This is a genomic window from Ferrovibrio sp., from assembly GCF_964218355.1.
Taxonomy (GTDB): Bacteria; Pseudomonadota; Alphaproteobacteria; order Ferrovibrionales; family Ferrovibrionaceae; genus Ferrovibrio.
Map to the genome: position 1 here is coordinate 148422 of NZ_CAXPMC010000029.1, position 22478 is coordinate 170899.

The 22478-nt window shown below is 67.1% G+C and carries 26 protein-coding genes; 21 read left to right on the plus strand and 5 right to left on the minus strand.

Annotated elements, in window-relative coordinates:
• Window positions 1-33: 33 nt before the first annotated feature.
• Complete coding sequence (locus ACEQZY_RS20520; protein WP_341705427.1) at window positions 34-789, minus strand: sulfite exporter TauE/SafE family protein; 756 nt, start codon at window positions 787-789, stop codon at window positions 34-36.
• Window positions 790-897: 108 nt separating this feature from the next.
• Between ACEQZY_RS20520 and ACEQZY_RS20525 the strand changes: the two genes are divergently transcribed.
• The 5 genes from ACEQZY_RS20525 to ACEQZY_RS20545 all read left to right on the plus strand — a co-directional run bounded on the left by ACEQZY_RS20525 (window position 898) and on the right by ACEQZY_RS20545 (window position 4109).
• The gene (locus ACEQZY_RS20525; RefSeq protein ID WP_370156812.1) at window positions 898-1494 is read left to right on the plus strand and encodes a hypothetical protein; all 597 of its coding nucleotides are present in this window, start codon (window positions 898-900) and stop codon (window positions 1492-1494) included.
• A 14-nt stretch (window positions 1495-1508) separates the two neighbouring features.
• Window positions 1509-1844: a cell division protein ZapA gene (locus ACEQZY_RS20530; RefSeq protein WP_370156814.1), complete on the plus strand. Its 336-nt coding sequence runs from the start codon at window positions 1509-1511 to the stop codon at window positions 1842-1844.
• A 237-nt stretch (window positions 1845-2081) separates the two neighbouring features.
• Window positions 2082-2675 carry a 5-formyltetrahydrofolate cyclo-ligase gene (locus tag ACEQZY_RS20535; RefSeq protein ID WP_370156816.1) on the plus strand — a complete coding sequence of 198 codons (594 nt, stop codon included), beginning with the start codon at window positions 2082-2084 and terminating at the stop codon, window positions 2673-2675.
• 14 nt (window positions 2676-2689) lie between these two features.
• Window positions 2690-3502, plus strand: a complete 813-nt coding sequence (locus ACEQZY_RS20540; protein WP_370156818.1) for a YmdB family metallophosphoesterase — start codon at window positions 2690-2692, stop codon at window positions 3500-3502.
• Between the two features lie 10 nt (window positions 3503-3512).
• Complete coding sequence (locus ACEQZY_RS20545) at window positions 3513-4109, plus strand: uracil-DNA glycosylase family protein (protein ID WP_370156819.1); 597 nt, start codon at window positions 3513-3515, stop codon at window positions 4107-4109.
• Here ACEQZY_RS20545 and ACEQZY_RS20550 read toward each other — a convergent pair.
• Window positions 4090-4590, minus strand: coding sequence for a PAS domain-containing protein (locus tag ACEQZY_RS20550; protein WP_341705695.1), 501 nt, complete (start codon window positions 4588-4590; stop codon window positions 4090-4092). The genes ACEQZY_RS20545 and ACEQZY_RS20550 overlap by 20 nt on opposite strands.
• A gap of 63 nt (window positions 4591-4653) precedes the next feature.
• Complete coding sequence (locus ACEQZY_RS20555; RefSeq protein ID WP_341705694.1) at window positions 4654-5208, minus strand: hypothetical protein; 555 nt, start codon at window positions 5206-5208, stop codon at window positions 4654-4656.
• A 232-nt stretch (window positions 5209-5440) separates the two neighbouring features.
• Here ACEQZY_RS20555 and ACEQZY_RS20560 point away from each other — a divergent pair, with 232 nt between their 5' ends.
• The 15 genes from ACEQZY_RS20560 to ACEQZY_RS20630 all read left to right on the plus strand — a co-directional run bounded on the left by ACEQZY_RS20560 (window position 5441) and on the right by ACEQZY_RS20630 (window position 19089).
• Window positions 5441-6187: a YebC/PmpR family DNA-binding transcriptional regulator gene (locus ACEQZY_RS20560; protein WP_341705693.1), complete on the plus strand. Its 747-nt coding sequence runs from the start codon at window positions 5441-5443 to the stop codon at window positions 6185-6187.
• A 9-nt stretch (window positions 6188-6196) separates the two neighbouring features.
• Window positions 6197-6739, plus strand: a complete 543-nt coding sequence (ruvC, locus tag ACEQZY_RS20565) for a crossover junction endodeoxyribonuclease RuvC (protein ID WP_370156820.1) — start codon at window positions 6197-6199, stop codon at window positions 6737-6739.
• On the plus strand, window positions 6736-7359 hold the full coding sequence (gene ruvA, locus ACEQZY_RS20570; RefSeq protein ID WP_370156821.1) for a Holliday junction branch migration protein RuvA: 624 nt from the start codon (window positions 6736-6738) through the stop codon (window positions 7357-7359). The genes ruvC and ruvA overlap by 4 nt, the downstream gene beginning before the upstream one ends.
• Window positions 7356-8417 (plus strand): Holliday junction branch migration DNA helicase RuvB, encoded by a 1062-nt coding sequence (gene ruvB / locus ACEQZY_RS20575; protein WP_370156822.1) that lies wholly within the window; start codon window positions 7356-7358, stop codon window positions 8415-8417. Before ruvA ends, ruvB begins: the two co-directional genes overlap by 4 nt.
• Window positions 8410-8859 (plus strand): YbgC/FadM family acyl-CoA thioesterase, encoded by a 450-nt coding sequence (locus tag ACEQZY_RS20580; protein ID WP_370156823.1) that lies wholly within the window; start codon window positions 8410-8412, stop codon window positions 8857-8859. The genes ruvB and ACEQZY_RS20580 overlap by 8 nt, the downstream gene beginning before the upstream one ends.
• 32 nt (window positions 8860-8891) lie before the next feature.
• Window positions 8892-9629, plus strand: coding sequence for a protein TolQ (gene tolQ / locus ACEQZY_RS20585; RefSeq protein WP_370156824.1), 738 nt, complete (start codon window positions 8892-8894; stop codon window positions 9627-9629).
• 3 nt (window positions 9630-9632) lie between these two features.
• Window positions 9633-10082, plus strand: coding sequence for a protein TolR (tolR, locus tag ACEQZY_RS20590; RefSeq protein ID WP_341705758.1), 450 nt, complete (start codon window positions 9633-9635; stop codon window positions 10080-10082).
• A gap of 42 nt (window positions 10083-10124) precedes the next feature.
• Entirely contained in the window at window positions 10125-11087 is a 963-nt protein-coding gene (locus ACEQZY_RS20595; RefSeq protein WP_370156825.1) for a hypothetical protein, read from the plus strand.
• Window positions 11088-11113: 26 nt separating this feature from the next.
• Window positions 11114-12472, plus strand: a complete 1359-nt coding sequence (gene tolB, locus ACEQZY_RS20600) for a Tol-Pal system beta propeller repeat protein TolB (RefSeq protein WP_341705637.1) — start codon at window positions 11114-11116, stop codon at window positions 12470-12472.
• Window positions 12473-12824: 352 nt separating this feature from the next.
• Window positions 12825-13340 carry a peptidoglycan-associated lipoprotein Pal gene (pal, locus tag ACEQZY_RS20605; RefSeq protein ID WP_341705636.1) on the plus strand — a complete coding sequence of 172 codons (516 nt, stop codon included), beginning with the start codon at window positions 12825-12827 and terminating at the stop codon, window positions 13338-13340.
• 233 nt (window positions 13341-13573) lie between these two features.
• Window positions 13574-14662: a tol-pal system protein YbgF gene (gene ybgF / locus ACEQZY_RS20610; protein WP_370156826.1), complete on the plus strand. Its 1089-nt coding sequence runs from the start codon at window positions 13574-13576 to the stop codon at window positions 14660-14662.
• A 46-nt stretch (window positions 14663-14708) separates the two neighbouring features.
• Window positions 14709-16028, plus strand: a complete 1320-nt coding sequence (gene tilS, locus ACEQZY_RS20615; RefSeq protein ID WP_370156827.1) for a tRNA lysidine(34) synthetase TilS — start codon at window positions 14709-14711, stop codon at window positions 16026-16028.
• A 197-nt stretch (window positions 16029-16225) separates the two neighbouring features.
• On the plus strand, window positions 16226-18160 hold the full coding sequence (gene ftsH / locus ACEQZY_RS20620) for an ATP-dependent zinc metalloprotease FtsH (RefSeq protein ID WP_370156828.1): 1935 nt from the start codon (window positions 16226-16228) through the stop codon (window positions 18158-18160).
• Between the two features lie 331 nt (window positions 18161-18491).
• Window positions 18492-18845 carry a hypothetical protein gene (locus ACEQZY_RS20625; protein ID WP_341705049.1) on the plus strand — a complete coding sequence of 118 codons (354 nt, stop codon included), beginning with the start codon at window positions 18492-18494 and terminating at the stop codon, window positions 18843-18845.
• Window positions 18846-18945: 100 nt separating this feature from the next.
• A complete protein-coding gene (locus ACEQZY_RS20630) occupies window positions 18946-19089 on the plus strand; it encodes a hypothetical protein (protein WP_341705050.1) in 144 nt (47 codons plus the stop codon).
• A 178-nt stretch (window positions 19090-19267) separates the two neighbouring features.
• Here the strand turns inward: ACEQZY_RS20630 and ACEQZY_RS20635 are convergent, their stop codons facing one another.
• A complete protein-coding gene (locus ACEQZY_RS20635) occupies window positions 19268-19801 on the minus strand; it encodes a type 1 glutamine amidotransferase (RefSeq protein WP_370156853.1) in 534 nt (177 codons plus the stop codon).
• A complete protein-coding gene (locus ACEQZY_RS20640) occupies window positions 19761-19961 on the minus strand; it encodes a hypothetical protein (RefSeq protein ID WP_370156855.1) in 201 nt (66 codons plus the stop codon). The genes ACEQZY_RS20635 and ACEQZY_RS20640 overlap by 41 nt, the downstream gene beginning before the upstream one ends.
• Window positions 19962-20183: 222 nt before the next feature.
• On the opposite strand from ACEQZY_RS20640, the gene ACEQZY_RS20645 reads away from it, so the two are divergent.
• A complete protein-coding gene (locus tag ACEQZY_RS20645; protein WP_370156854.1) occupies window positions 20184-22451 on the plus strand; it encodes a P-loop NTPase fold protein in 2268 nt (755 codons plus the stop codon).
• The last annotated feature ends 27 nt before the right edge of the window (window positions 22452-22478 follow it).

The window sequence follows — 22478 nt, forward strand, 5'->3', positions numbered from 1 at the left end:
ACGGCAACGGCCGGCCCGGATTGTGCGGCCCGGTCAGGTGAATTTCAGTCCCGCCCCGTCGGCCAGCAGCTTCAGGCCGCACAGGAAGATGACCACGTTGACGGTCTGGTAGAAAAAGCGGTCGCTCAGCTTGCGGTGCAGCCACATGCCGAGATAGACCCCGGCGATGGCGACCGGGATCAGCATCAGCGAGGTGCCGAGATTGTCCGGCGTGAACTGGCCCAGCCACCAGTAGGGGATCAGCTTCACGTAGTTGATCACCGCGAAGAAGATCACCGTGGTGCCCATGAAGATGGTCTTGTCCAGCCGCAGGGGCACCATGTAGACCATCAGCGGCGGATTGCCGGCATGGGCGATGAAGCTGGTGAAGCCCGAACAGGCGCTCCAGAACAGCCCCTTGGGCAGGCTGTGCGGCGCCGGCGCGTCGCTGATGCGGCCGAACCAGCGCTGCAGCGGGAACAGCACGGCCACCGCACCGACGATCAGCAGGATCGCTTGGTTGTCGACCCAGCGCGCGGTCAGGGTGCCGATGCCCACGCCCAGCAGGCCGCCGGCCAGGATGGTCGGCAGGCAGCGCCGGTCCCACAGGCCGCGATAGCCCCACAGCCCGGCCAGGTCCATGGCGCACAGCACCGGCAGCATCACCGCCGCCGCCTGCAGGGGCGGCAGCATCAGGCTGATCAGCGGCAGGGCGATCAGCGCCGAACCGGGGCCGAATCCGCCCTTGCTGAGCCCGACCACCAGCACGGCGGGCAGGGCCACGGCGTAGAACCATGGGTCTGTGATCATCGCGAGATCAAACGGCATCGGGGGCGGGGTTCGGTTGACGGTGCGGCGGGACGATGTTTATCCTCTATATCAAGTTCACTGCACAACACCAATTACCAGAACGAAGCCATGCAACACGGCGTCTCTGCGGCAGTCGCCGCGATGGAGCAGGCGGTTCGCCGCCTCGATGCTGCGCTGGCGAAGCGGGGCGCGGCTTTCCGCAGCCTGTCCGAGCAGCACGGGATGATGGCCGTCGAGCTGAAAACCCTGCGCGACGCCCTCGAGGCGGCGCGGGCCGAGGCGGCGTCCCTGCGTGAACGGGCCGACCTGGTGGATGCCCTGCGCGCGGAACTGGCGCAGATGCAGCAGGATGCCGAGGGCCCGGGGCAAGCGGCTTCCGGCCACGATGCCGAGGTCGCCGAGCTGACCGGCGGGCTGCATGCCCTGCGCGACCAGCTGACCGCGCTGGGCGAGGGCGCACCCGGCATGGCGCCCGCCGTGACGCCTGCCGTGACGGTGGCCGATCCGGGCCTGCAGGCAGCGCTGGCCGCCCGTGAAGCCGAGATCGTGGCGCTGAAGGCCGAACTGGCGGCAGCGCAGGCGGCGCAGGCGGAGATGCAGGCCTTCCAGGCCGGTCTGGCGGCGCGGCTGGAGGCGACGATGGCGCGGCTGCGGCAGGCGCTGGATGCGGAGACGGCCGCGGCCGGCCAGGTCCGGGCCCGATAGGGAAGGAGCGCGCGATGGGGCAGGTCAATCTCACGGTCAACAACCGGCTCTATTCGATCGGCTGCGACGACGGCGAGGAGGAGCAGGTCCGCCGGCTCGCCAAGGTGCTGGACGGCCGCGTGCGCGAACTGGCGGCGCTGGTCGGCCAGGTCGGCGAGGCGCGGCTGATGCTGATGACGGCGCTGACCCTGGCCGACGATCTCGAAACCGCCCAGGCCGAGCTGGCGACCCTGAAAGGCGAGATCAGCGGCCTGCGCGAGGAGCAGAAAACCGCGGAAGGCGGCGCCGATGCGCTGGTCGGACTGGCGCAGAAGCTGGAAGACATTGCCGCGAAGCTGGAGAGCACCTAGATTAAGCCCCGGACGGTGTGCTGCCCGGTGCGTGCGGTTTACGTAACCCTGGGGCCAATGCTCATCTCTGAGGGAGCTGTCCCTGCCGGAACCGTGGTTCCGATCATACGGCGCCCACCTGGTACGCCAGGCCACAGAGGTTAGTTCATACCCACGGCCATGGCGGGCCCGTCCGCTTTCCCTTTCCCGCCAATCTTTCCTGCCCGTCCTTCCCGCCAGCCCCGGACCGATCCCGGCATGACCGATCCCGATGCCCGCAAGGCCGTGCTGCGCGGCAGACTGAAGCAGCGCCGCGCCGAAGCCGCCGCCGCCAACGGCGCCGCCATCGCCGCGCTGGCGGCCGAGCGGTTCCTGGCCGCTGTGCCGGTGGCGGCCGGGCAGGCGGTCGGCGCCTACTGGCCGATGGTGGACGAACTCGATCCGCGCCCGCTGCTGGCGGCGCTGCGGCAGCGCGGGGCGGCGATCCTGCTGCCCACCGTGGCGGCGGCGAAGGCGCGGCCGCTGGTCTTCCGGCCATGGACTGCCGAAACCGCGCCGCCGGCCGGGGCTTACGGCATCCCGGCGCCGCCGGATGCCCTGCCGGCGATGCGGCCCGACATCCTGCTGGTGCCGCTGGTCGGCTTCGATGCGGCCGGGCACCGGCTCGGCATGGGCGGCGGCTATTACGATGCGACGCTGCGGGCCCTGCGCGCCGACGGGCTGCCGCTGCGGGCGGTGGGCTATGCCTTCGCGGTGCAGCAGGTGGCGGAGTTGCCCCACGGCGCGATGGATGAGACACTGGACCTGGTGGTGACCGAACGCGGCGCCATCGACTGTCGTCCGAAGGCTTGAGCGAGGCTGTTGCGGTGAAACTTCTGTATTGCGGCGATGTGGTGGGGCGGTCGGGCCGCGAGGCGGTGACGGCGCGGATCCCGGAACTGCGCCAGTCGCTCGGCCTCGATTTCGTGCTGGTCAACGGCGAGAATGCCGCCGCCGGCTTCGGCATCACCGCCAGGATCTGCGAGGAATTCTACGGCGCCGGCGTCGATGCGGTCGTGCTCGGCAACCATGCCTGGGACCAGCGCGAGACGCTCGGCTACATCAACGGCGATCCGCGGCTGCTGCGGCCGCTGAACTATCCGAAGGGCACGCCGGGCAGGGGTGCTGCCGTCTTCACGCTGCCGGGCGGCCGCAAGGTGCTGGTGCTGCAGGTGATGGGCCGGGTGTTCATGGACCCGCTGGACGATCCCTTCGCCGCCGTCGAGGCCGAGCTGCAGAAATACCGGCTGGGGCCGGGCGGCGCCGATGCCGTCATTGTCGACATCCATGGCGAGGCCACCTCCGAGAAGATGGCGATGGGCCATTTCTGCGACGGCCGTGCCTCGCTGGTCTGCGGCACCCACAGCCATGTGCCGACGGCGGATGCGCAGATCCTGCCCGGCGGCACCGCCTACCAGACCGATGCCGGCATGTGCGGCGACTACAATTCGGTGATCGGCATGGACAAGGCCGAGCCGCTGAACCGCTTCACCCGCAAGGTGCCGGGCGGCCGTTTCGAGCCGGCCAATGGCGAGGCGACGCTCTGCGCCGTCTATGTCGAGACCGACGACCGCACCGGACTGGCGGTGAAGATCGCGCCGCTGCGGCTGGGTGGCCGGCTGCTGCAGGCGGCGCTGTAGACGGCGCCGCATGACTGCCGCAGGCGCGGCCCTGTCCCGTCTGCTGCGCGAGGTGCGCGGCTGCACCCGTTGCGCCGCCGACCTGCCGCTCGGTCCGCGCCCGGTGGTGCGGATGGCGCCGGCGGCGCGGCTGCTGATCATCGGCCAGGCGCCGGGCACGAAGGTGCATGACAGCGGCATCCCGTGGAACGACCGCAGCGGCGACGTGCTGCGCGGCTGGCTGGAGCTGGACCGCGCCGCCTTCTACGACGAGAACCGCATCGCCATCATGCCGATGGGTTTCTGCTATCCCGGCCGCGATGCCCGTGGCGGCGATGCGCCGCCAAGGCCCGAATGCGCGCCGCTGTGGCACGACCGGCTGCTGGCGCGGCTGCCGCGGATCCGGCTGACCCTGCTGGTCGGGCAGTATGCCCAGGCGCGCTATCTGGGTGCGCGGCGGCGGGCGACGCTGACCGAGACGGTGCGGGCCTGGCGCGACTGTCCCGACGACATCCTGCCGCTGCCGCATCCGAGTTGGCGCAACACCGCCTGGCAGAAAAAACAGCCGTGGTTCGCCGCCGAGCTGCTGCCCGAACTGCGCCGCCGGGTCAGGGAATGCCTGGCGTAGACCGGGCCGGCCTTGTGTCGCGCGGCACGAAGTCGATCACGCAGAACAGCATGTTCACCGTCTCACCGTCCTCCGACAGCGGCAGCATGATGTCGACCACCTTCATGAAATCCTTGTGCGGGCCGACATAGGGCACCGAATTGACCCGCGGCACGCGATGCTCGGCCACCCATTGCAGGCCGGTCCACAATTCGCCCGGCGGCCGCTGGTGCGGCAGCTCCGACATCCGCCGGCCGGTATAGCGCGCCGACATGTTGGCATCGGCCAGGGTGCCGAGCAGGCGGTAGCGGAAGTCGATCGGCCAGGCGGCGCCGGGGCTGCCATCGCGCAGCACGTCCATCAGCACCACATGGGGCAGCAGCGGCACGATGGCGGCCGGGTCGAGATCGCGCCGGGCCGGCATCGGCCGGTTGCCGCGGATGCGGTCCCAGTAGTCCTGGGCCTGCTGCAGGAGGGGGGTTTTCTGGATCGGGGGCGGCATACCTCGTTATGGTAGCGGCTCCGCACCATCCCTGTCGCCGGTTATCCGGCCGCCGGAATTGGTTCAGCCGAGCTGGGTGAAGGGGTGGATGCCGTCGTCGAGGCGCAGGGCCGGGGTCAGGTCGACGCAGACCAGCAGGTGGTCGACGGCGGCGCCATCCTCGGAAAGCGGCAGCACGATATGGAAGACGCTGCTGAAATCCCGGCTCTTGCCGACATAGGGCAGCACCCCCTTGACCGGGGCGCGGGCATCGAAGGCGGCCGACAGATGGTCCCAGACCTTGCTCGGCGGCCGCTGGTGCGGCAGCTCGGCCAGCCGCCGGCCGGTATTGTCGGCATTGCTGACCGCCTGCACCCGCGCGCCGATCTCGACATAGCGGAAATCCAGCGGGGCGGTCTCGATGGCGAACAGGATGGTGAAGGGTTTCAGGCTGCCGGGCAGGGCGGCCAGCAGGTCGGCGCGGGCGGGCAGGTCGCGGTCGCCGCAGGCGGACAGCCACAGGGCATGGGCCTGGCGGATCATGCCGGATTGCGGATAGCCCGGCATCACCGGAACCGGTGTGACGTCCCTGGGCAGCCGGATTTCCGGCATCGCCACCAGCTGCAGGATATCGGGCATGGCGGAATCGGCCTTTATGTTGGGCAGATTGTATGACAGTGCAGTTACTCCCGCAATGGTTATGCCGGCGCCGGACCTAAAGGCTTCCCGCCGCTTGCTTTTGTGCCGCCGCGGCAGTAAGCGGGCGCCGCGCCGGCTGCCGGTTGCAGCCGAAATATGGTAAACACACCCGATTCGCCCGTTTCCCGGGCCGGCGCGGTCCGTGCCGGCCCCGCATTCCAAGGTTCAGGTCATGGCAGGCCATTCCCAGTTCAAGAACATCATGCACCGCAAGGGCGCGCAGGACGCCAAGCGGGCCAAGGTCTTCACCAAGCTGATCCGCGAGCTGACCACCGCCGCGCGGATGGGCCAGCCGGACCCGAACACCAACCCGCGCCTGCGCGCCGCGATCCAGGCCGCCCGGGCCGCCAACATGCCGAAGGATACCGTCGACCGCGCCATCAAGCGCGGCGCCGGGGCCGAGGGCGCCGACAATTACGAGGAGGTGCGCTACGAGGGCTACGGCCCCGGTGGCGTTGCCGTGATCGTCGAGGCGCTGACCGACAACCGCAACCGCACCGCCGGCGAGGTGCGCGCCGCCTTCTCGAAGAATGGCGGCACGCTGGGCGAGACCAATTCGGTCGCCTTCATGTTCGACCGCGTCGGCGAGATCGTCTTCCCGGCCGCCGCCGCCAGCGCCGAGGCGATGTTCGAGGCGGCGCTGGAAGCCGGCGCCGACGACTGCCAGTCGGACGACACCCATGTCGTGACCTGCAGCCAGGACGATTTCGCCCAGGTGCGCGAGGCGCTGGAAAAGCAGTTCGGCGACCCGGAATCGGCCAAGCTGGTCTGGCGGCCGAAGACCACCGCGCCGATCGAGGGCGAACGCGCCGAGACGCTGTTCAAGATGATCGAGGTGCTGGAGGATTCCGACGACGTCCAGCAGGTCTACGCCAATTTCGAGATTTCGGAGGACGAGCTGAGCAAGCTCGCGAGCTGACAGGAACGCATGCGCATCATCGGCCTCGACCCGGGTCTGCGCGCCACTGGCTGGGGGCTGATCCTTGCCGAGGGCAGCCGGTTGAGCCATGTGGCGCATGGCACCATCCGCAGCAACCCGGACGAGGACCTGGCCTACCGTCTGCGCGCCCTGCATGACGCGCTGGCGCAGATCCTCGCCGAATGGCAGCCGCAGGCGGCCGCCGTGGAAGAGACCTTCGTGAACAAGAATCCGGCCTCGACCTTGAAGCTCGGCCAGGCGCGCGGCGTGGTGCTGCTGGCGCCGGCCCAGGCGGGGCTGCCCGTTGCCGAATACGCGCCCACCGTGATCAAGAAGGCGGTGGTCGGCACCGGCGCTGCCGGCAAGGACCAGGTGCATGCCATGGTGAAGCGGCTGCTGCCCGGTGTCGCCGTGCAGGGCAGCGATGCCGCCGACGCGCTGGCGCTGGCGATCTGCCATGCCCATCACGCCGCCAGCCGGCGCGTGCTGCTGGCCGCCGGCGGGCGGGATGTCGCGGCGGCCCGGAATGCCAGACTGGCAGGTGCGCGGTGATCGCGCGGCTGTCGGGTCTGCTCGATTCCGTGTCGGATGCGGCCTGCATCGTCGATGTCGGCGGCGTCGGCTATCTGGTCTACTGCTCGGGCCGCACCCTGCGCGGCCTGCCGCGGCCGGGCGAGGCCGTGCGCCTGCATGTCGAGACCCATGTGCGCGAGGACCATATCCATCTCTACGGCTTCCTCTCGGCCGCCGAGCGGGAATGGTTCAACCTGCTGCAGACCGTGCAGGGCGTCGGCGCCCGCGTCGCGCTCGGCATCCTGTCCTCGCTGGCCCCCGACGAACTGTTCCGCGCCATCGCCTCCGCCGACAGGGCGACGCTGAACCGCTGCGACGGCGTCGGGCCCAAGCTGGCCGCGCGCCTGGTCACCGAACTGAAGGACAAGGTCGGCGGCATCGCGCTCGGGCCGGTGGCGACGGCGGCGGGTACTGCGGCGGCGGGCGAGGCTGCCGCCGAGGCCGGCGGCGCCGTGGCCGATGCGCTGTCGGCGCTGGTCAATCTCGGCTACCGCCGCGCCGATGCCTTCGGCGCCGTGACCACCGCCGCCCGCGCGCTGGGTGACAAGGCCGATGTTCCGGCGCTGATCCGCGCCGGGCTGAAGGAACTGGCCCAGTGAGCCGGCAGCCTGCGAGCGAGCCGTCGCGGCTGGTTTCCGGCGCCCGCGCCGAGGGCGACGAGTTCGAGCGCCACCTGCGGCCGCAGCAGCTGGGCGATTTCATCGGCCAGGCCCGCGCCCGCGAGAATCTGCAGGTCTTCATCCAGGCGGCGCGCAGCCGCGGCGAGGCGCTGGACCATGTGCTGCTGCATGGCCCGCCGGGCCTGGGGAAAACCACGCTGGCGCAGATCGTCTCGCGCGAACTGGGCGTCAATTTCAGGGCCACGTCGGGGCCGGTGATCGCCAAGGCCGGCGACCTGGCCGCGCTGCTGACCAATCTCGAAGCCCGCGACGTGCTGTTCATCGACGAGATCCACCGGCTCAGCCCGGCCGTGGAAGAGATTCTCTATCCGGCCATGGAGGATTTCCAGCTCGACCTGATCATCGGCGAGGGTCCCTCGGCGCGCAGCGTGCGCATCGACCTGCCGCCCTTCACCCTGGTCGGCGCCACCACGCGGTCGGGGCTGCTGACCACGCCCTTACGCGAACGCTTCGGGATTCCGCTGCGGCTGAATTTCTACGAGACGGAAGAGCTGGAACTGATCGTGCGCCGCGGCGCCCGCATCCTGTCGCTGGAGCTGGATGCCTCGGGCGCCCGCGAGATCGCCCGGCGCGCCCGCGGCACGCCGCGCGTCGCCGGCCGCCTGCTGCGCCGGGTGCGCGATTTCGCCGCCGTCTCCGGCGTGAAGGTGGTGGATGCCGGTGCCGCCGATGCCGCCCTGCAGCGCATGGAAGTGGATGCCCGCGGCCTGGATGCCATGGACCGGCGCTATCTCGGTGTCATCGCCCGCGATTTCCAGGGCGGCCCGGTCGGCGTCGAGACCATCGCCGCCGCGCTCAGCGAACCCCGCGACGCGCTGGAAGACATCATCGAGCCCTACCTGATCCAGCAGGGTTTCCTGCAGCGCACCCCGCGCGGCCGGCTGCTGACCGCCCAGGCCTTCGCCCATATCGGCCTGAGCCCTCCCGCCGGTCTCGGGGCGAACCAGCTCGACTTTCTGGGCGACGACGATGTCTGACCGGGTGCCGGCCGTGCACCGCTATCCGCTGCGGGTGCAGTGGGAGGATACCGATGCCGCCGGCATCGTCTATTACGCCAATTACCTGCGCTTCATCGAACGCGGCCGTTCCGACCTGCTGCTGGCCCACGGCATCAGCCAGCGCGACCTGATGGACGGCGCGGGCGGCGCAGGCGACCGTTCGGCGGCCTTCGCGGTGCGCGCCTGCGCGATCGAATACCTGAAGCCGGCCCGCCTGCATGACGAGCTGATTGTGACAACAGCGCTGGACGAGCTGCGCGGGGCCAGCCTGAGGTTGCAGCAGGCGGTCTGGCGGGGCGAAGAACGGCTGGCCGAGGCGGCGGTGCGGCTGGCCTGTATCGATTCGGCCGGGCGTCCCAGGCGGGTTCCGGCACCGGTGGCGGCCATATTCGCCACACTTTCACCAAATTTATCCCGTTGATCTGCTGGTTCTAACAGAAGGATTCGAGGCGAATGGACAGGACCGTCAGTGCCGTGCAGCTCGGGGGCTCTTCAGCCGCCGCCGACCTGTCCCTGTGGGCACTCTTTCTCCAGGCCGACTGGATCGTGAAGGCCGTGATGCTGATGCTGATCCTGGCCTCGTTCTGGTCCTGGGCGATCATCTTCGACAAGATCATGAAGATCCGCAAGGTGATCGCCGATACCGACAAGTTCGAGAGCGACTTCTGGTCGGGCGGTTCGCTGGATGCGCTGTATGACCGCCTCTCGGTCGCCGGCCCGCAGCATCCGATGGCGGTGATCTTCCTGGCCGCGATGCGCGAATGGCGCCGTTCCACCGAGCGCGGCCTGGTGCGCGGCAAGCAGGGGCTGGGCTCGCTGCAGGTGCGCATCGGCCAGGTGATGCGGGTGTCGATCGACCGCGAGATGGACCGCATCGAACGCTATCTCGGCTTCCTCGCCTCGGTCGGCTCGGTCTCGCCCTTCGTCGGCCTGTTCGGCACCGTCTGGGGCATCATGAATTCCTTCCATGCCATCGCCACCAGCAAGAACACCTCGCTGGCGGTGGTGGCCCCGGGCATCGCCGAGGCCCTGTTCGCCACGGCGCTGGGCCTGCTGGCCGCGATCCCGGCGGTGATGGCCTACAACAAGTTTTCCAGCGATCTCGGCCGGCTGAATATCCGGCTGGAGGGCTTTGCCGGCGAGTTCCAGGCGCTGATGTCGCGCCAGCTCGACGAAGAAGGGGCGGAATAGGCCATGGCGATGCAGCTCGGAGGCGGCGGTACCCGCGGCGGCCGCATGCGGCGCCGGCCGATGGCCGACATCAACGTCACCCCGATGGTCGACGTGATGCTGGTGCTGCTGATCGTCTTCATGGTCGCCGCGCCGCTGCTGACCGTGGGCGTGCAGGTCGACCTGCCGAAGACCGAGGCGGCGGCGATCCAGGGCCAGGACGAGCCGCTGGCGGTGACCATCGATTCCAAGGGCGTCATTTACCTTCAGGAAACGTCTGTCGAGCTAGACCAGCTGGTGCCGCGCCTGCAGGCGATTGCCCAGGGCGCCGCCGACCGCCGCATCTTCGTGCGCGGCGACCAGGCGATCAATTACGGCAAGGTGCTGGAGGTGATGGGTCTGATCAACGCCGGCGGCTTCACCAAGGTGGCGCTGGTCGGCAATCCGCCGGCGGTGGCCGGCAAGGGCAAGTAGGGCACGGCAACGGCGCCAGAGGACCGGAACGGCGGACGCAAGGTGCAGCGCACTTCCTACATATTCTCAGCCAGCCTGCATGCCGGCCTCCTGGCCGTCGCCATGTTCGGGCTGCCGTATTTCGCCTTCGACAAGCCGCCGGAACCGGCGGTGATCCTGGCCGAATTCGCCCCCATCGCCGACCAGACCAACGTGCCGAAGCCGCAGCCGAAGGTGACCGAGACCAAGGCGCCGCCGAAGGAGGAGCCGGCCCCGGAAGCCAAGCCGGAGCCGAAACCCGAGCCGCCGAAGCCGCAGCCGGCCGCCGCCGTGCCGCCGCCGCCCCCGCCGCCGCCGCAGCCCGAGCCGCCGAAGAAGGTGGCCGAGGCCCCGAAGCCGGCGCCGATGCCGGAACCCGAGCCGACGACCAAGCCGGTGCCGAAGCCCGAGAAGGTGCAGGAAACGCCGGAGCCGCCGAAGAAGACCGTCGAGGCGCCGAAGCCGACGCCCAAGCCGGCGCCGCCCAAGCCGACCCAGCGCACGGAAGAGAAATCGAAGCAGCCGAATTTCGCCGACGTCGCCGCGCTGGTGAACAAGATGCAGAAGGCGCCGCCGGCCGAGCCGCAGACGGCGCCGCAGACCGCCTCGCGCGCCGCGCCGGCCGCCGCGCCGCGCGCCGAGGGGCCGTCGAATCCGAACCTGCCGATTTCGATGAGCGAGAAGGATTTCATCCGCAAGCAGGTCGAGGACAAGTGGCAGTTCGATCTCGGCGCCAAGAATGCCGAGAACCTGATCGTGCGCATCCGCTTCAGCCTCAACCCCGACGGTTCGCTGCGGATGCAGCCCGAGATCGTCGACCAGGCGCGGATGTACCTGCCCGGCAACGAAAGCTACCGCTCGGCCGCCGAATCGGCCCGCCGCGCGGTGCTGAAGGCGGTGCCGTTCCGGCTGCCGCCGGGTGACCCGGCCAAGTGGAGCCAGGAGATCATCCTGAATTTCGATCCCCGCCAGATGCTGGGGGGATGATGACGCTGACCAGAACGGAGACGAGGATGAAGCGGTCCCAGAAGACGCCGGCCCTTGCGGCGGCGCTGATTGCCGCGGCGGCGGTCCTGCTGGCCGGCGCGATGGCGGTGCAGCCGGCCCGCGCGGCGGTCGAGATCGACATCACGCGCGGCAATTTCAAGCCGGTGCCGATCGCCATCTCCGATTTCGATGCCGACGATCCGCGCGCCAGCAAGATCGGCCAGGATGTCGCCCGCGTCATCCGCGCCGATCTCGAACGCTCCGGCCTGTTCGCACCGGTCGATCCGCGCGCCCATATCCAGACCCCGGCGGCGATGCGGCCGGTGCCGCGTTTCGGCGACTGGCGCGTGCTGAATGTCGATGCGCTGGTCTCGGGCCGCATCGACCTGCAGCCCGATGGCCGCCTGCGCAGCGAATTCCGCCTGTGGGATGTCGCCGCCGAGCAGCAGATGATCGGCCTCGCGCAGACCACGGTGCCCGACAACTGGCGGCGCCTCGCGCACAAGATCGCCGATGCCATCTACAAGCGCGTCACCGGCGAGACCGGCTATTTCGACACCCGCGTCGTCTATGTCGCCGAGAGCGGTCCGGCCGACCGCCGCGTCAAGCGGCTGGCGATCATGGACCAGGATGGCGAGAATCACCGCTTCCTCACCGATGGCCGCTTCCTGGTGCTGACGCCGCGTTTCAGCCCGGGCAATCCCGAGATCACCTATCTCAGCTATTACAACAACCGGCCGCGCGTCTATCTGTTCAACATCGATACCGGACAGCAGGAGCTGGTCGGTGATTTCCCCGGCATGACCTTCGCGCCGCGCTTCTCGCCCGACGGCAACCGCGTGATCATGTCGCTGGCGGTGGATGGCAATTCCGATGTCTACATGATGGACCTGCGCACCCGCGGCAAGACGCGGCTGACCAGCGATCCGGCCATCGACACCTCGCCGTCCTTCTCGCCCGATGGCCGGCGCATCACCTTCAATTCGGATCGCGGCGGCACCAAGCAGATCTACACGATGAATGCCGATGGCTCCGACCAGCGCCGCATCAGCTTCAGCCAGGGCCGCTACGCGACTCCGGTGTGGTCGCCGCGCGGCGACCTGATCGCCTTCACCAAGGAACACCAGGGCCAGTTCTCGATCGGCGTGATGCGCCCCGATGGCTCGGGCGAGCGCATCCTGTCCTCGTCGCCGCTGGTGCAGGAGGCCCCGACCTGGGCCCCCAATGGCCGCGTGCTGATGTTCTATCGCGAGACGCCGCCCGATGCGCGCGGCCGCGGCCAGCGGGTCCGCCTGATTTCGATCGACCTTACCGGGTATAACGAGCGGGAAATTCCCACCCCGATTGATGCCTCGGACCCGGCCTGGTCGCCGCTGCTCGAATGACAGGGCCGGATTCCCGGCGCCGGCCCAAAGAGATATCCACAGTTCCCGCCTGTTGCAGAAATGCCGCAGACGGGCGGTAAGTCCTTATGTTTACTTGGCGGCCTATTGATTCAGAAAAAACCGCTGGATATAGTCAATTTCGACGCAATGGCTCGAACCAATGGTTCCGGCACCGTCCGCCGCGGTCCCTGGTTATTCAGATGCACTCCGACCGAACGGCTGACCTGCCAGGACATAGTCCGGTTTGTGTCGGCGCATGGCCCGGGGGCAGACAGATAGGACTCCCGGCCAGTCGCCAGTTTAGGTTGTTCAGGTACTGCACTCACTCGAAACCCTTGGAGGGATAAAAAAAATGCGCCTCAACTCCTTCGGCTCCAAGTTCCTGGCGGTGGCCGCCGTGAGCTTGTTCCTCGCCGCTTGTGAAAAGGCCCCTGAGACCGGCGCTGCCACCGGCGGCACCGGCGGCTCGTCCTCGACTGCGACCGGGACCACCACTGCCGGTATCCAGTCCGGTTCGGTCCAGGATTTCCAGGTCAATGTCGGCGACCGCGTCTTCTTCGATTTCGACAAGTTTGACGTGAAGCCGGCCGGCAAGGCGACCCTCGACAAGCAGGCCGCCTGGCTCAAGAAGTATCCGAACTGGAAGGTTGTCATCGAGGGTCACTGCGACGAACGCGGCACCCGCGAGTACAACCTGGCGCTCGGCGAGCGCCGCGCCAATGCCGTGAAGACCTACCTGGCCAACCAGGGCATCCCGGCGAACCGCGTGACCACCATCTCCTACGGCAAGGAGCGTCCGGTGGCGCTGGGTTCGAACGAGGCCGCCTGGGCCCAGAATCGTCGCGGCGTGACGGTCCTGTCGAACTAAGGCCTTCTCCGGCCGGTGGCATTGCCGCCGGCCGGAATCGCTTTGCGGAACACCCGCCCGCTTCCGGCTCCGGCCGGCGGCTGGCGGGTGTTTCCGTTTGCGGCCGGCCCCGGGCCTGGCGGTTTCCCGGGCCGCGCCGTTGCGGGACGCCATGCTTTTGACGTAAACCCCAGATAGATCAATATGCTGGAACCGAATCTCTCGGCCCTGCCAAAAGACCCCGGGGTATCGCCATGCCCGTAGCGTTTCTCAGCCGTCCGCTTCCCTGCCGTCCGTTTGCCAGGCGCCTCGCGCCGGCCGCCCTGCTGGCCGCCGCCATCGCCGCCGCCCTGCCGGTGCTGGCACCGCCGGCCCGGGCGCAGAGCAGCCAGGCCCTGATCGACCGCATCAACCGGCTGGAAGCCGACCTGCAGGGCCTGCAGCGCCAGGTCTATCGCGGCAGCCCGCCGCCGCCCGGCAGCAGCAGCGGCGGCGCCAGCCTGACCGACACCGATGGCAGCGGCCAGAGCGCCGCCAACCGGCTGAACAGCCGCATCGACGATCTGGAAGGCCAGATCCGCGCGCTGACCGGCCGCTTCGAGGAGGTCGAGTTCAAGGCCAGCCAGGCCATGCGCCGGATGGACAAGCTGGTCGAGGATGTCGATTTCCGCCTCGGCCAGATCGAACGCGGCCAGCAGCCCGGTGCCCAGCAGCCGGGGGCCCAGCCGCAGACGGCCGCCGCCGGCACCGCGGCGCCGCCGGCCGCCGCGGCCGGCTCCACCTCGGCCACTCCGGGCGTCGCCCCGTCGAGGGAAGGCGTGCTCGGCAGCCTGCCTGCCGATGCTTCCGGCCGGCCGCTGGCCGGACCGGCAGCCGGCAGCCAGACCGCCGCGCGGCCGGCCGCGCCGCCGGCCGCCGGCCAGCCGGCGCCCTCCGCCCGCGCCAAGCTGCCGCCGGGCAGCCCGCAGGAGCAGTATAACTACGCCTACAAGCTGCTGGTGCAGAGCGACTATGTCGATGCCGAAGCCGCCTTCCGCGAATTCCTCGGCGCGCATCCGAAGGACGCGCTGGCCGGCAACGCGCAATACTGGCTGGGCGAGACCTATTACGTGCGCCAGCAATACGAGCAGGCGGCGTCGGCCTTCCTCGCCGGCTACCAGGGGTATCCGAAGGGCGCGAAAGCCTCCGACAGCCTGCTCAAGCTGGGCATGGCGCTGGCGGCGATGAAGAAGAATCCGGAAGCCTGCGCCGCGCTCGGCCAGCTGGCGAAGGAATTCCCGCAGGCGCCGCCCCATGTGAAGGATGCGGCCCAGCGCGAACGCGCTAAGATCGCCTGCAGGTAAATCCGCCCGGCGGCCGCCGGGCACCAGCTGGCGAGGGGGGCGACAGATGGTGGTGACGGCAAAGGAATTCACCGCGGCGATGGCCGCGCTGCTGCCCGACGGCCGCAAGCCGGCGCGGATCGCGGTGGCGGTGTCGGGCGGGGCCGACAGCATGGCGCTGGCCCTGCTGGCGCAGGCCTGGGCGGCGCGGCAGCGCGTCGGCCTGACCGCCTTCGTCGTCGATCACCGGCTGCGTCCCGAATCCGCGCGCGAGGCGAAAACCGTCGCCGGCTGGCTGAAGGCCGCCGGCATCGCCTGCCGCATCCTCGTCTGGCGGCATGACGGCCGCCCGTCCGGCAGCCTGCAGGCGGCGGCGCGCGAGGCCCGCTATGCCCTGCTGGCGGCGGCCTGCGCCAAAGCCGGCATCGGCCATCTGCTGGCCGCCCATCACCGCGACGACCAGGCCGAGACGCTGATCCTGCGCGCCATGCGCGGTTCCGGCGTCGACGGGCTGGCGGCGATGCGGCCGGCGCGGCCGCTGGCGGACGGCCTGCTGCTGCTGCGGCCGCTGCTCGGCATCCCGAAGGCGCGGCTGGTGGCGACGCTGCAAAAGCGCCGCCAGGCCTGGATCGAGGATCCCGGCAATGCCGATCCCGCCCATGCCCGCGTGCGCGTGCGCCGGGCGCTGGCCGATCTCGCCGGCGGCGACGAGGCCACGCGCGCCGAGATTGTCACCCATCTGGCGCAGACCGCGCAGAACATGGCCCGCGCCCGCGCCGCGCTCGGCCAGGCCACCTACGAATTGCTGCGCCGCGCCGCCGGCATCGCGCCGAGCGGCATCGCCTGGCTGGACCCGCGGCCGCTGGCCGCCGCCCCCGACGAGCTGGCCCTGCGCGCGCTCGGCCGGCTGCTCGGCGTGATCGGCGGCCAGCCGCTGCCGCCGCGGCTGGAGCGGCTGGAACATCTGCTCGCCGCCCTGCGCGCGCCGGTGCTGACGGCGCAGACCCTGCATCGCTGCCGGCTGCTGCCGCAGGCCGACCGCCGCCGCGATCCCGGCCGGGCGCCGGCGCCGCAGCTGCTGCTGGTCTGCCGCGAGGCGCGGCACCTGCCGGCGCCGCAGGCCCTGCGCCGCGGCACGCATCTGCTGTGGGACGGCCGCTTCCGCATCCTGGCCGACCGCCGCGCCCCGGCCGGGCTGACGGTGGCGCCGCTGGGCCGCATGCCGCTGCCCGATCCGGGCCCCGCATCGCTGCCGGCGGCGGCCCGCGGCACCCTGCCGGCGATCCTGCGCGACGGCCGCCCGCTGGCGGTGCCCGGCCTCGGCTGGGGCGCGCTGCCGGCCGGCGTGACGGTCATATTCGCGCCGCAGCCCGGCGAAACCGCCTGAACGGGCGCCTGCCGCAGCGGATTCTGCGACGCAGGCGCAGCCTGCCGCATGTTGCACTCTTGTTTCGGCGCCGGCAGGTCATATCTATGGTCTTGGGCCGCGGAAATCGGCTAAACTTTTCCGCCCCCGCCGGAGCTGCTCCGGCGTGGGGTGCGCGGCCGCCGCAAGGCACCGCCTGACACGAGGATTCTGCTGCGGTGAACATGTTCGGTCGCAATCTGGCTTTGTGGGTCATCATCGGTCTGCTGGTGGTGGCGCTGTTCAACCTTTTCCAGGGACCGACCAGCCGGAGCGGCAGTTCCTCGGTCGCCTATTCGGAATTCCTCAACGATGTGCAGTCGGGCCAGATCACCGACGTCAACATCCAGGGCCACACCGTCAGCGGCCATTACCGCGACGGCCGCGGCTTCACCACCTACACCCCGAACGATCCGACCCTGGTCTCGAAGCTGACCGAGCGCGGCGTGCGCGTGAATGCGATGCCGCCGGAAGAGAATTCCACGCTGATGCAGATCCTGATCTCGTGGTTCCCGATGCTGCTGCTGATCGGCGTCTGGATCTTCTTCATGCGCCAGATGCAGTCCGGCGGCGGCAAGGCGATGGGCTTCGGCAAGTCCAAGGCCCGGCTGCTGACCGAGAAGCATGGCCGGGTGACGTTTGAGGACGTTGCCGGCATCGAGGAAGCCAAGACCGAGCTGGAAGAGATCGTCGAATTCCTGCGCGATCCCCAGAAATTCCAGCGCCTGGGCGGCAAGATCCCGAAGGGCTGCCTGCTGGTCGGCCCGCCCGGCACCGGCAAGACCCTGCTGGCGCGCGCCATCGCCGGCGAGGCCAACGTGCCCTTCTTCACCATCTCGGGTTCGGATTTCGTCGAGATGTTCGTCGGCGTCGGCGCCAGCCGCGTGCGCGACATGTTCGAGCAGGCGAAGAAGAACGCCCCCTGCATCATCTTCATCGACGAAATCGACGCGGTCGGCCGCCATCGCGGCGCCGGCCTCGGCGGCGGCAACGACGAGCGCGAGCAGACCCTGAACCAGCTGCTGGTGGAGATGGACGGCTTCGAGGCCACCGAGGGCGTGATCCTGATCGCCGCCACCAACCGGCCCGACGTGCTCGATCCGGCGCTGCTGCGCCCGGGCCGCTTCGACCGCCAGATCGTGGTGCCCAATCCCGACATCGTCGGCCGCGAGCAGATCCTGCGCGTGCATATGCGGAAAGTTCCGCTGTCGCCGGATGTCGACCCCAAGATCATCGCCCGCGGCACGCCTGGTTTTTCGGGCGCGGACTTGGCCAACCTCGTCAACGAGGCGGCGCTTCTCGCCGCCCGGCGCAACCGCCGCGTCGTCACCATGGCCGATTTCGAGGCCGCCAAGGACAAGGTGATGATGGGCGCCGAGCGCCGCTCGATGGTGATGACCGAGAAGGAAAAGGAGCTGACCGCCTATCACGAGGCCGGCCATGCCCTGCTGGCCCTGTGGGAGCCGGGCAACGACCCGCTGCACAAGGTGACCATCATTCCGCGCGGCCGCGCGCTCGGCCTGACCATGAGCCTGCCGGAACGCGACAAGCTTTCGCAGTCGAAGAAGGAGATCGAGGCGCGCCTGGTGATGGCCTTCGGCGGCCGCGTCGCCGAGCAGCTGATCTTCGGCGAGGAGAATGTCACCACCGGCGCCTCGGGCGACATCCAGATGGCGACCAACATCGCCCGCCGCATGGTCACCGAATTCGGCATGTCGGAGAAACTCGGCCGCGTGCGCTATTCGGCCAACGAGCAGGAGGTGTTCCTCGGCCATTCGGTGACCCAGACCCAGAACATGTCGGAAGCCACCGCCGAGACCATCGACGCCGAGATCCGCCGCATCATCGAGACCGCCGAGCTGCGCGCCCGCAAGCTGCTGACCGAGGGCATGGACGACCTGCACAAGGTGGCCAAGGCGCTGCTGGAATACGAGACGCTGTCGGGCGACGAGGTGAAGGCCCTGCTGCGCGGCGAGCCGATCGTGCGCCCCGACGACAAGGCGCCCACCGCCACCACCGGCAGCGATCCCGGCCCGCGCAGCGCGGTGCCGACCTCGCGCCCCGGCAAGCCCGCCGGCGGCGGCCTGGAGCCGGAACCGCAGCCCGGCGCGTAAGCGCCAGAGAGGGGCCGGCGCATAGGGGCCGGCGCGTAACACACGACAGTATCGTCGTCCCCGCCCACGGGTCCGCGCGAAGCGCGGCCCGAGGACAGGCTCCGGCGGGGACCCAGTAAAAAGCCCGGCAGCAATGCCGGGCTTTTTTGTTGCCACCTAACGAAGTGTCGATTGAAAGTATGCAGACAGGAAGGCATGGCCCTTTGTTTTTTTTGCGCATTTGAGTAGAAATTCTTTGACCGATGGGGTCAGGAAATAAGGGGGAATTATGAAAATAGGCGCCATTTTTTCGCTGCTGCTCGTTGCAGCTGTAACGACCGGCTGCGCGACCATGATCCGCGGGACCGAACAGGAAGTCTCGATCAATACCAACCCGGTTGGGGCGAAGGTTCAGTTCTCTAATGGCATGAGCTGCAACTCGCCCTGCACGCTTGTCGTCAAACGGAATCAGTCGCTCACGCTGACGATTTCGAAGGACAGCTGCCAGACCCAGACGGCCTCGATGGTGCCGACCCTGGCCGGCGGCGGGGTCATCCTCGGCGGCCTGATCGATTACGGCACCGGCGCGGTTTACGACCTGCAGCCCAATCCGCTGACCGTCACGCTGGCCTGCAAGGATGCGACAGCCAGGCTGATCGAGCAGATTCCACTTACCATCTCGGTGCGCAGCGTCGACGCTTCATAAGCAGCCCGGTCCGCTTCGGCGGATACGAAAGCACAAAAGCCCGGCCGCGATGCCGGGCTTTTTTCATGCTACGCTGCCGCGCCACGCGCAGGGGTTCCGCATGCTCACCGTCCATCATCTCGGCGTCTCGCAGTCCGAACGCATCGTCTGGCTCTGCGAGGAATTGGATATCCCCTACGCGCTGAAGCGCTACCGGCGTGCGATGCAGAAGGGCGATCCGGGGATGGAGCCGCTGCTGGAATAGGCGGCGCTGCTGCCGCAGTCGTCATCCCGGCCAAGCCCATGGATCTGCGCGACACGCAGTCCGGGGGTGACGGTTTTTGGGGCGCACCCGTTCACACAGACCGTCATGCCGGGCCACCGGGTCCGGCCTTGGGCCGGCCCGGCGGCAAACCTCACGACCCGGGCATCCACGTCCTGCTTTACGGCTGGCTTGCTGACGGCTGGGTCTCTGCGAGGAAGTCCGCGATCCAGCGCATGCCGGTCTCGTCTGTTGTGGCATTCGCGGGCAGGCCGGGCGCTTCCGCCTGTTTGCCCAGCACGGCGATCAGGTCGGCCAGATACGGCCGGCTGAATTCCGGATGGAACTGCAGCGACAGCACCGGCGCCTGCATGTAGCGCAGGGCGGCATGGGCACAGGCCGGGCTGTGCGCCACGATCTCGGCACCGGGCGGCGGCACGACCACCTGGTCCTGATGGAAGGCGGGCAGAGCGATGCTGCGCGCCGCGCCATTGCCATCGAGCATGGTCGTGTAGGTCTCCAGCCCGACCCGCCAGCCGGCCGCGGCCTTCTCGACCCGGCCGCCGAGCGCCTCGGCAATGATCTGGTGGCCGAAACACACGCCGACCACGGGCCGCTGCATCGCTGCCGCATCGCGGATGAAAGCCTTCAGGGGCCCGATCCACGGCAGGTCGTCATAGACGCCATGGCGCGATCCGGTCAGCAGCCTGCGTATCCGGCGCCGCCAGCGCCTCGCCCCGCTCGACGGAGATCGTGCTGAACCGGGCGCCGGGCAGCAGGGGCGCCAGCTGGCCTGCGAACATCGCCGGGTAACTGCCATACCGCGCCTGCAAAGCCGCGGGCACCGGCCCGCATTCGATGATTCCGATATTCATGATGATGCCGTATGGGGAGTGACTCTGTGCGGCGGACTATACGGAAGCGCCGGGCGGGAGGGAATGGATAACGGGCCTTTGTCGTGGCCGCCGCCGGGCTCGCGTTCTCTGTGTCGTTTCAACGACAGGGTATGCAGCGAGATAGAAATTCCCGTTTAATTCGGCGTCGTTCATCGGATACCCTAACCCGAGCCGACAAAAAAATCGGGAGAAGAGGGCGTGATGGCGCAGAATACAGAGGCTACACCGATCAGTGCTTTCGCTGACGCTCCGATCCAGAGTTCTGTGCGTGATCGCCTTAATCGAGCCGGATTCGCCCGGAATTTAGCTAAGACATTGTCTGGCTGGGGAGGTGAGCACAGCTTAGTCGTCGCTCTAACTGCACCGTGGGGTCATGGAAAGACATCTATCAAGAATATGGTGGTGGAGGCCATTCGAGACCAGCCTTCAGATAGGCAGCCGATGGTTGTTCAGTTCAACCCTTGGCGCTGGGCTGGTACGGATCAAATGGCGCCAAAGTTTTACTCGGAGATACACAAAGCCATAGGAGCTGCGGAGTTATCAAAAACATCAAGGGGTGCTGCCGACGCTTGGAGGAGGTGGGCAGATCGGCTTCAAAATACGGCGGAAGCAGGGGATTGGATATCGAAAAACACCTCACAAATTGTGGCGGCGTTCGCGCTTCTCTCCGGGTTTACTGTGGCGCAACTTGAGAAACTAGCTAACGCATTAGTATCGATCGTTGCCGTCACTGTACTGCTCGTGTTTGTGCCTAGCCTGCTTAGGGGGCTTTCCGCATTTCTAGCCAGCCGTGCGGCCAAGCTTCTAAGAGCTGTCCCTACAATCGAAGAGGAGAGAGATCATCTTCGGGGGCTGATGCAGTCTTTGCCAAAACCAATAATTGTAATTATCGACGATATCGACCGCTTGTCTGACGGCGAAGTTCAATTTGTATTTCAAAGCGTGAAGGCTAACTGCGATTTTCCTAATCTCATTTTTCTTCTTCTTTATTCTCGTAAGAGGGTGGAGGTGGCGCTTTCTCCAATCGCAGGTAATGCTGGCGCTGAGTATCTTGAGAAAATTGTCCAGGTATCCATTGCAGTTCCAAGAGTGGAGCGGTTTAGGATTGAGCAGATTGCTCTCGACGAAATAGAGAAGATTCTTCGAAAAATTCCGAACTTGAGTTTCGACAGCCGGCGTTGGCAGAATTTGTTTATTGGCGCATTACGAAAATACTTTAAGAGCCTTCGCGACGTATATCGATTGATTGGTGCTATTGAGTTGAGTGTGTATATGTTTGCACAAGGAAGAAATTTTGAGTTGAACGCAATAGATTTTATTGCGCTTGAGGTTCTGAAACAATTTGAGCCAAATGTTTATGACCGGCTTTCAGCTAACAGAGACTTTTTGGTTGGAGATGCGAATGGAACTAGGAATGAAGAAAGGCAAAAGGTCGCAGAGGCTCTAATAAAAACGGATGAAGTTAGGCAAGACCAAGTCAGTGAAATCGTGGAAGACCTGTTCCCAACCATCTCTTCGGCATTGGGTGGCGTGTCGTATGGGTCCGACTTTTATGGTCAATGGAATAAAGAACTAAGAGTTTGTAGCCGTCAGTATTTCGAGCGTTATTTCAGTATGAGTATTCCTACCTTTGATTTATCTACATCAGAGTTTGAGAGCTTCTTTGGAGGGTTGGGTGACTACGACCTCTCGATGGATCGATTGAGAGCGTACTCCGCGCAGAAGGTTGTGGGGGTTCTTTTCTCGCGGCTTGACGATCGCAAGAAGGACATCCCAATAGAATACGCCCCACAAGTCCTGAGGTTATTATTTAACATTGGCGACGATCTCGAAACTGGCTTCTTGGCGCCTTTTATGAACGCTTGGCGAATTACCTATTGGTATTTGCGGAAGGAGCGGCATGTGGCAACAAGGGAAGATCTATTCAAAGAAGCTTTATCCAAGGCAACCGGGTTGAGTGTTGCCTCGGCAATCTTGCGACAAGAGGATGAGGCGCGCAGTGAAGCCAAGTCTGACGGTGAGCTTCTGTTTAGCGATTCCGGCCTTCAAGACCTCAGAGTGTTGTGGCTGGCGCGTCTCCGTGAAGTCGCAGCCGACCGTGCTAGTGACCTTATAACCAACCCTAAGCTTGGCCGACTTCTGCACTTCTGGTCGCTATGGGGAGCGGAGGAGGAGGTGAGAAGTTGGATTTCAATGGCAACTGTATCGGAACGCGGATTGATCAGTTTGATATCGGCTTTGGCGAGTGAGGTCTCTGAACAGGGTATTGATGAGGCGGTGTCCCACAGGAAGTTTGAGTATCGATTATCCGACGTCGCCAAGTTTGGAGACGTAGATGTTTGGTATTCACGATTGAGGGAAATCGATTTATCGTCATATGACGAGAGAGAGCAGAAGTGTGTTGCGGCGTTCTTGCGGGCTATAGATGTGAGGGATGGGCGCCGGAGTGACTATGAAATGGACGGCTAATGGCGCAATATTCTATGGCCTTTCCGC

Coding starts and splice junctions, on each gene's coding strand:
- ACEQZY_RS20550 (WP_341705695.1), bottom strand. CDS start 4,590: ATGCCGCCCCCGATCCAGAAAACCCCCCTCCTGCAGCAGGCCCAGGAC.
- ACEQZY_RS20525 (WP_370156812.1), top strand. CDS start 898: ATGCAACACGGCGTCTCTGCGGCAGTCGCCGCGATGGAGCAGGCGGTT.
- ACEQZY_RS20580 (WP_370156823.1), top strand. CDS start 8,410: ATGTCTGACCGGGTGCCGGCCGTGCACCGCTATCCGCTGCGGGTGCAG.
- ACEQZY_RS20625 (WP_341705049.1), top strand. CDS start 18,492: ATGATCCGCGGGACCGAACAGGAAGTCTCGATCAATACCAACCCGGTT.
- ACEQZY_RS20645 (WP_370156854.1), top strand. CDS start 20,184: ATGGCGCAGAATACAGAGGCTACACCGATCAGTGCTTTCGCTGACGCT.
- ACEQZY_RS20520 (WP_341705427.1), bottom strand. CDS start 789: ATGATCACAGACCCATGGTTCTACGCCGTGGCCCTGCCCGCCGTGCTG.
- tilS (WP_370156827.1), top strand. CDS start 14,709: ATGGTGGTGACGGCAAAGGAATTCACCGCGGCGATGGCCGCGCTGCTG.
- ruvC (WP_370156820.1), top strand. CDS start 6,197: ATGCGCATCATCGGCCTCGACCCGGGTCTGCGCGCCACTGGCTGGGGG.
- ACEQZY_RS20545 (WP_370156819.1), top strand. CDS start 3,513: ATGACTGCCGCAGGCGCGGCCCTGTCCCGTCTGCTGCGCGAGGTGCGC.
- ybgF (WP_370156826.1), top strand. CDS start 13,574: ATGCCCGTAGCGTTTCTCAGCCGTCCGCTTCCCTGCCGTCCGTTTGCC.
- tolR (WP_341705758.1), top strand. CDS start 9,633: ATGGCGATGCAGCTCGGAGGCGGCGGTACCCGCGGCGGCCGCATGCGG.
- ACEQZY_RS20530 (WP_370156814.1), top strand. CDS start 1,509: ATGGGGCAGGTCAATCTCACGGTCAACAACCGGCTCTATTCGATCGGC.
- tolQ (WP_370156824.1), top strand. CDS start 8,892: ATGGACAGGACCGTCAGTGCCGTGCAGCTCGGGGGCTCTTCAGCCGCC.
- pal (WP_341705636.1), top strand. CDS start 12,825: ATGCGCCTCAACTCCTTCGGCTCCAAGTTCCTGGCGGTGGCCGCCGTG.
- ACEQZY_RS20630 (WP_341705050.1), top strand. CDS start 18,946: ATGCTCACCGTCCATCATCTCGGCGTCTCGCAGTCCGAACGCATCGTC.
- ACEQZY_RS20555 (WP_341705694.1), bottom strand. CDS start 5,208: ATGCCCGATATCCTGCAGCTGGTGGCGATGCCGGAAATCCGGCTGCCC.
- ACEQZY_RS20640 (WP_370156855.1), bottom strand. CDS start 19,961: ATGAATATCGGAATCATCGAATGCGGGCCGGTGCCCGCGGCTTTGCAG.
- ACEQZY_RS20560 (WP_341705693.1), top strand. CDS start 5,441: ATGGCAGGCCATTCCCAGTTCAAGAACATCATGCACCGCAAGGGCGCG.
- tolB (WP_341705637.1), top strand. CDS start 11,114: ATGAAGCGGTCCCAGAAGACGCCGGCCCTTGCGGCGGCGCTGATTGCC.
- ACEQZY_RS20535 (WP_370156816.1), top strand. CDS start 2,082: ATGACCGATCCCGATGCCCGCAAGGCCGTGCTGCGCGGCAGACTGAAG.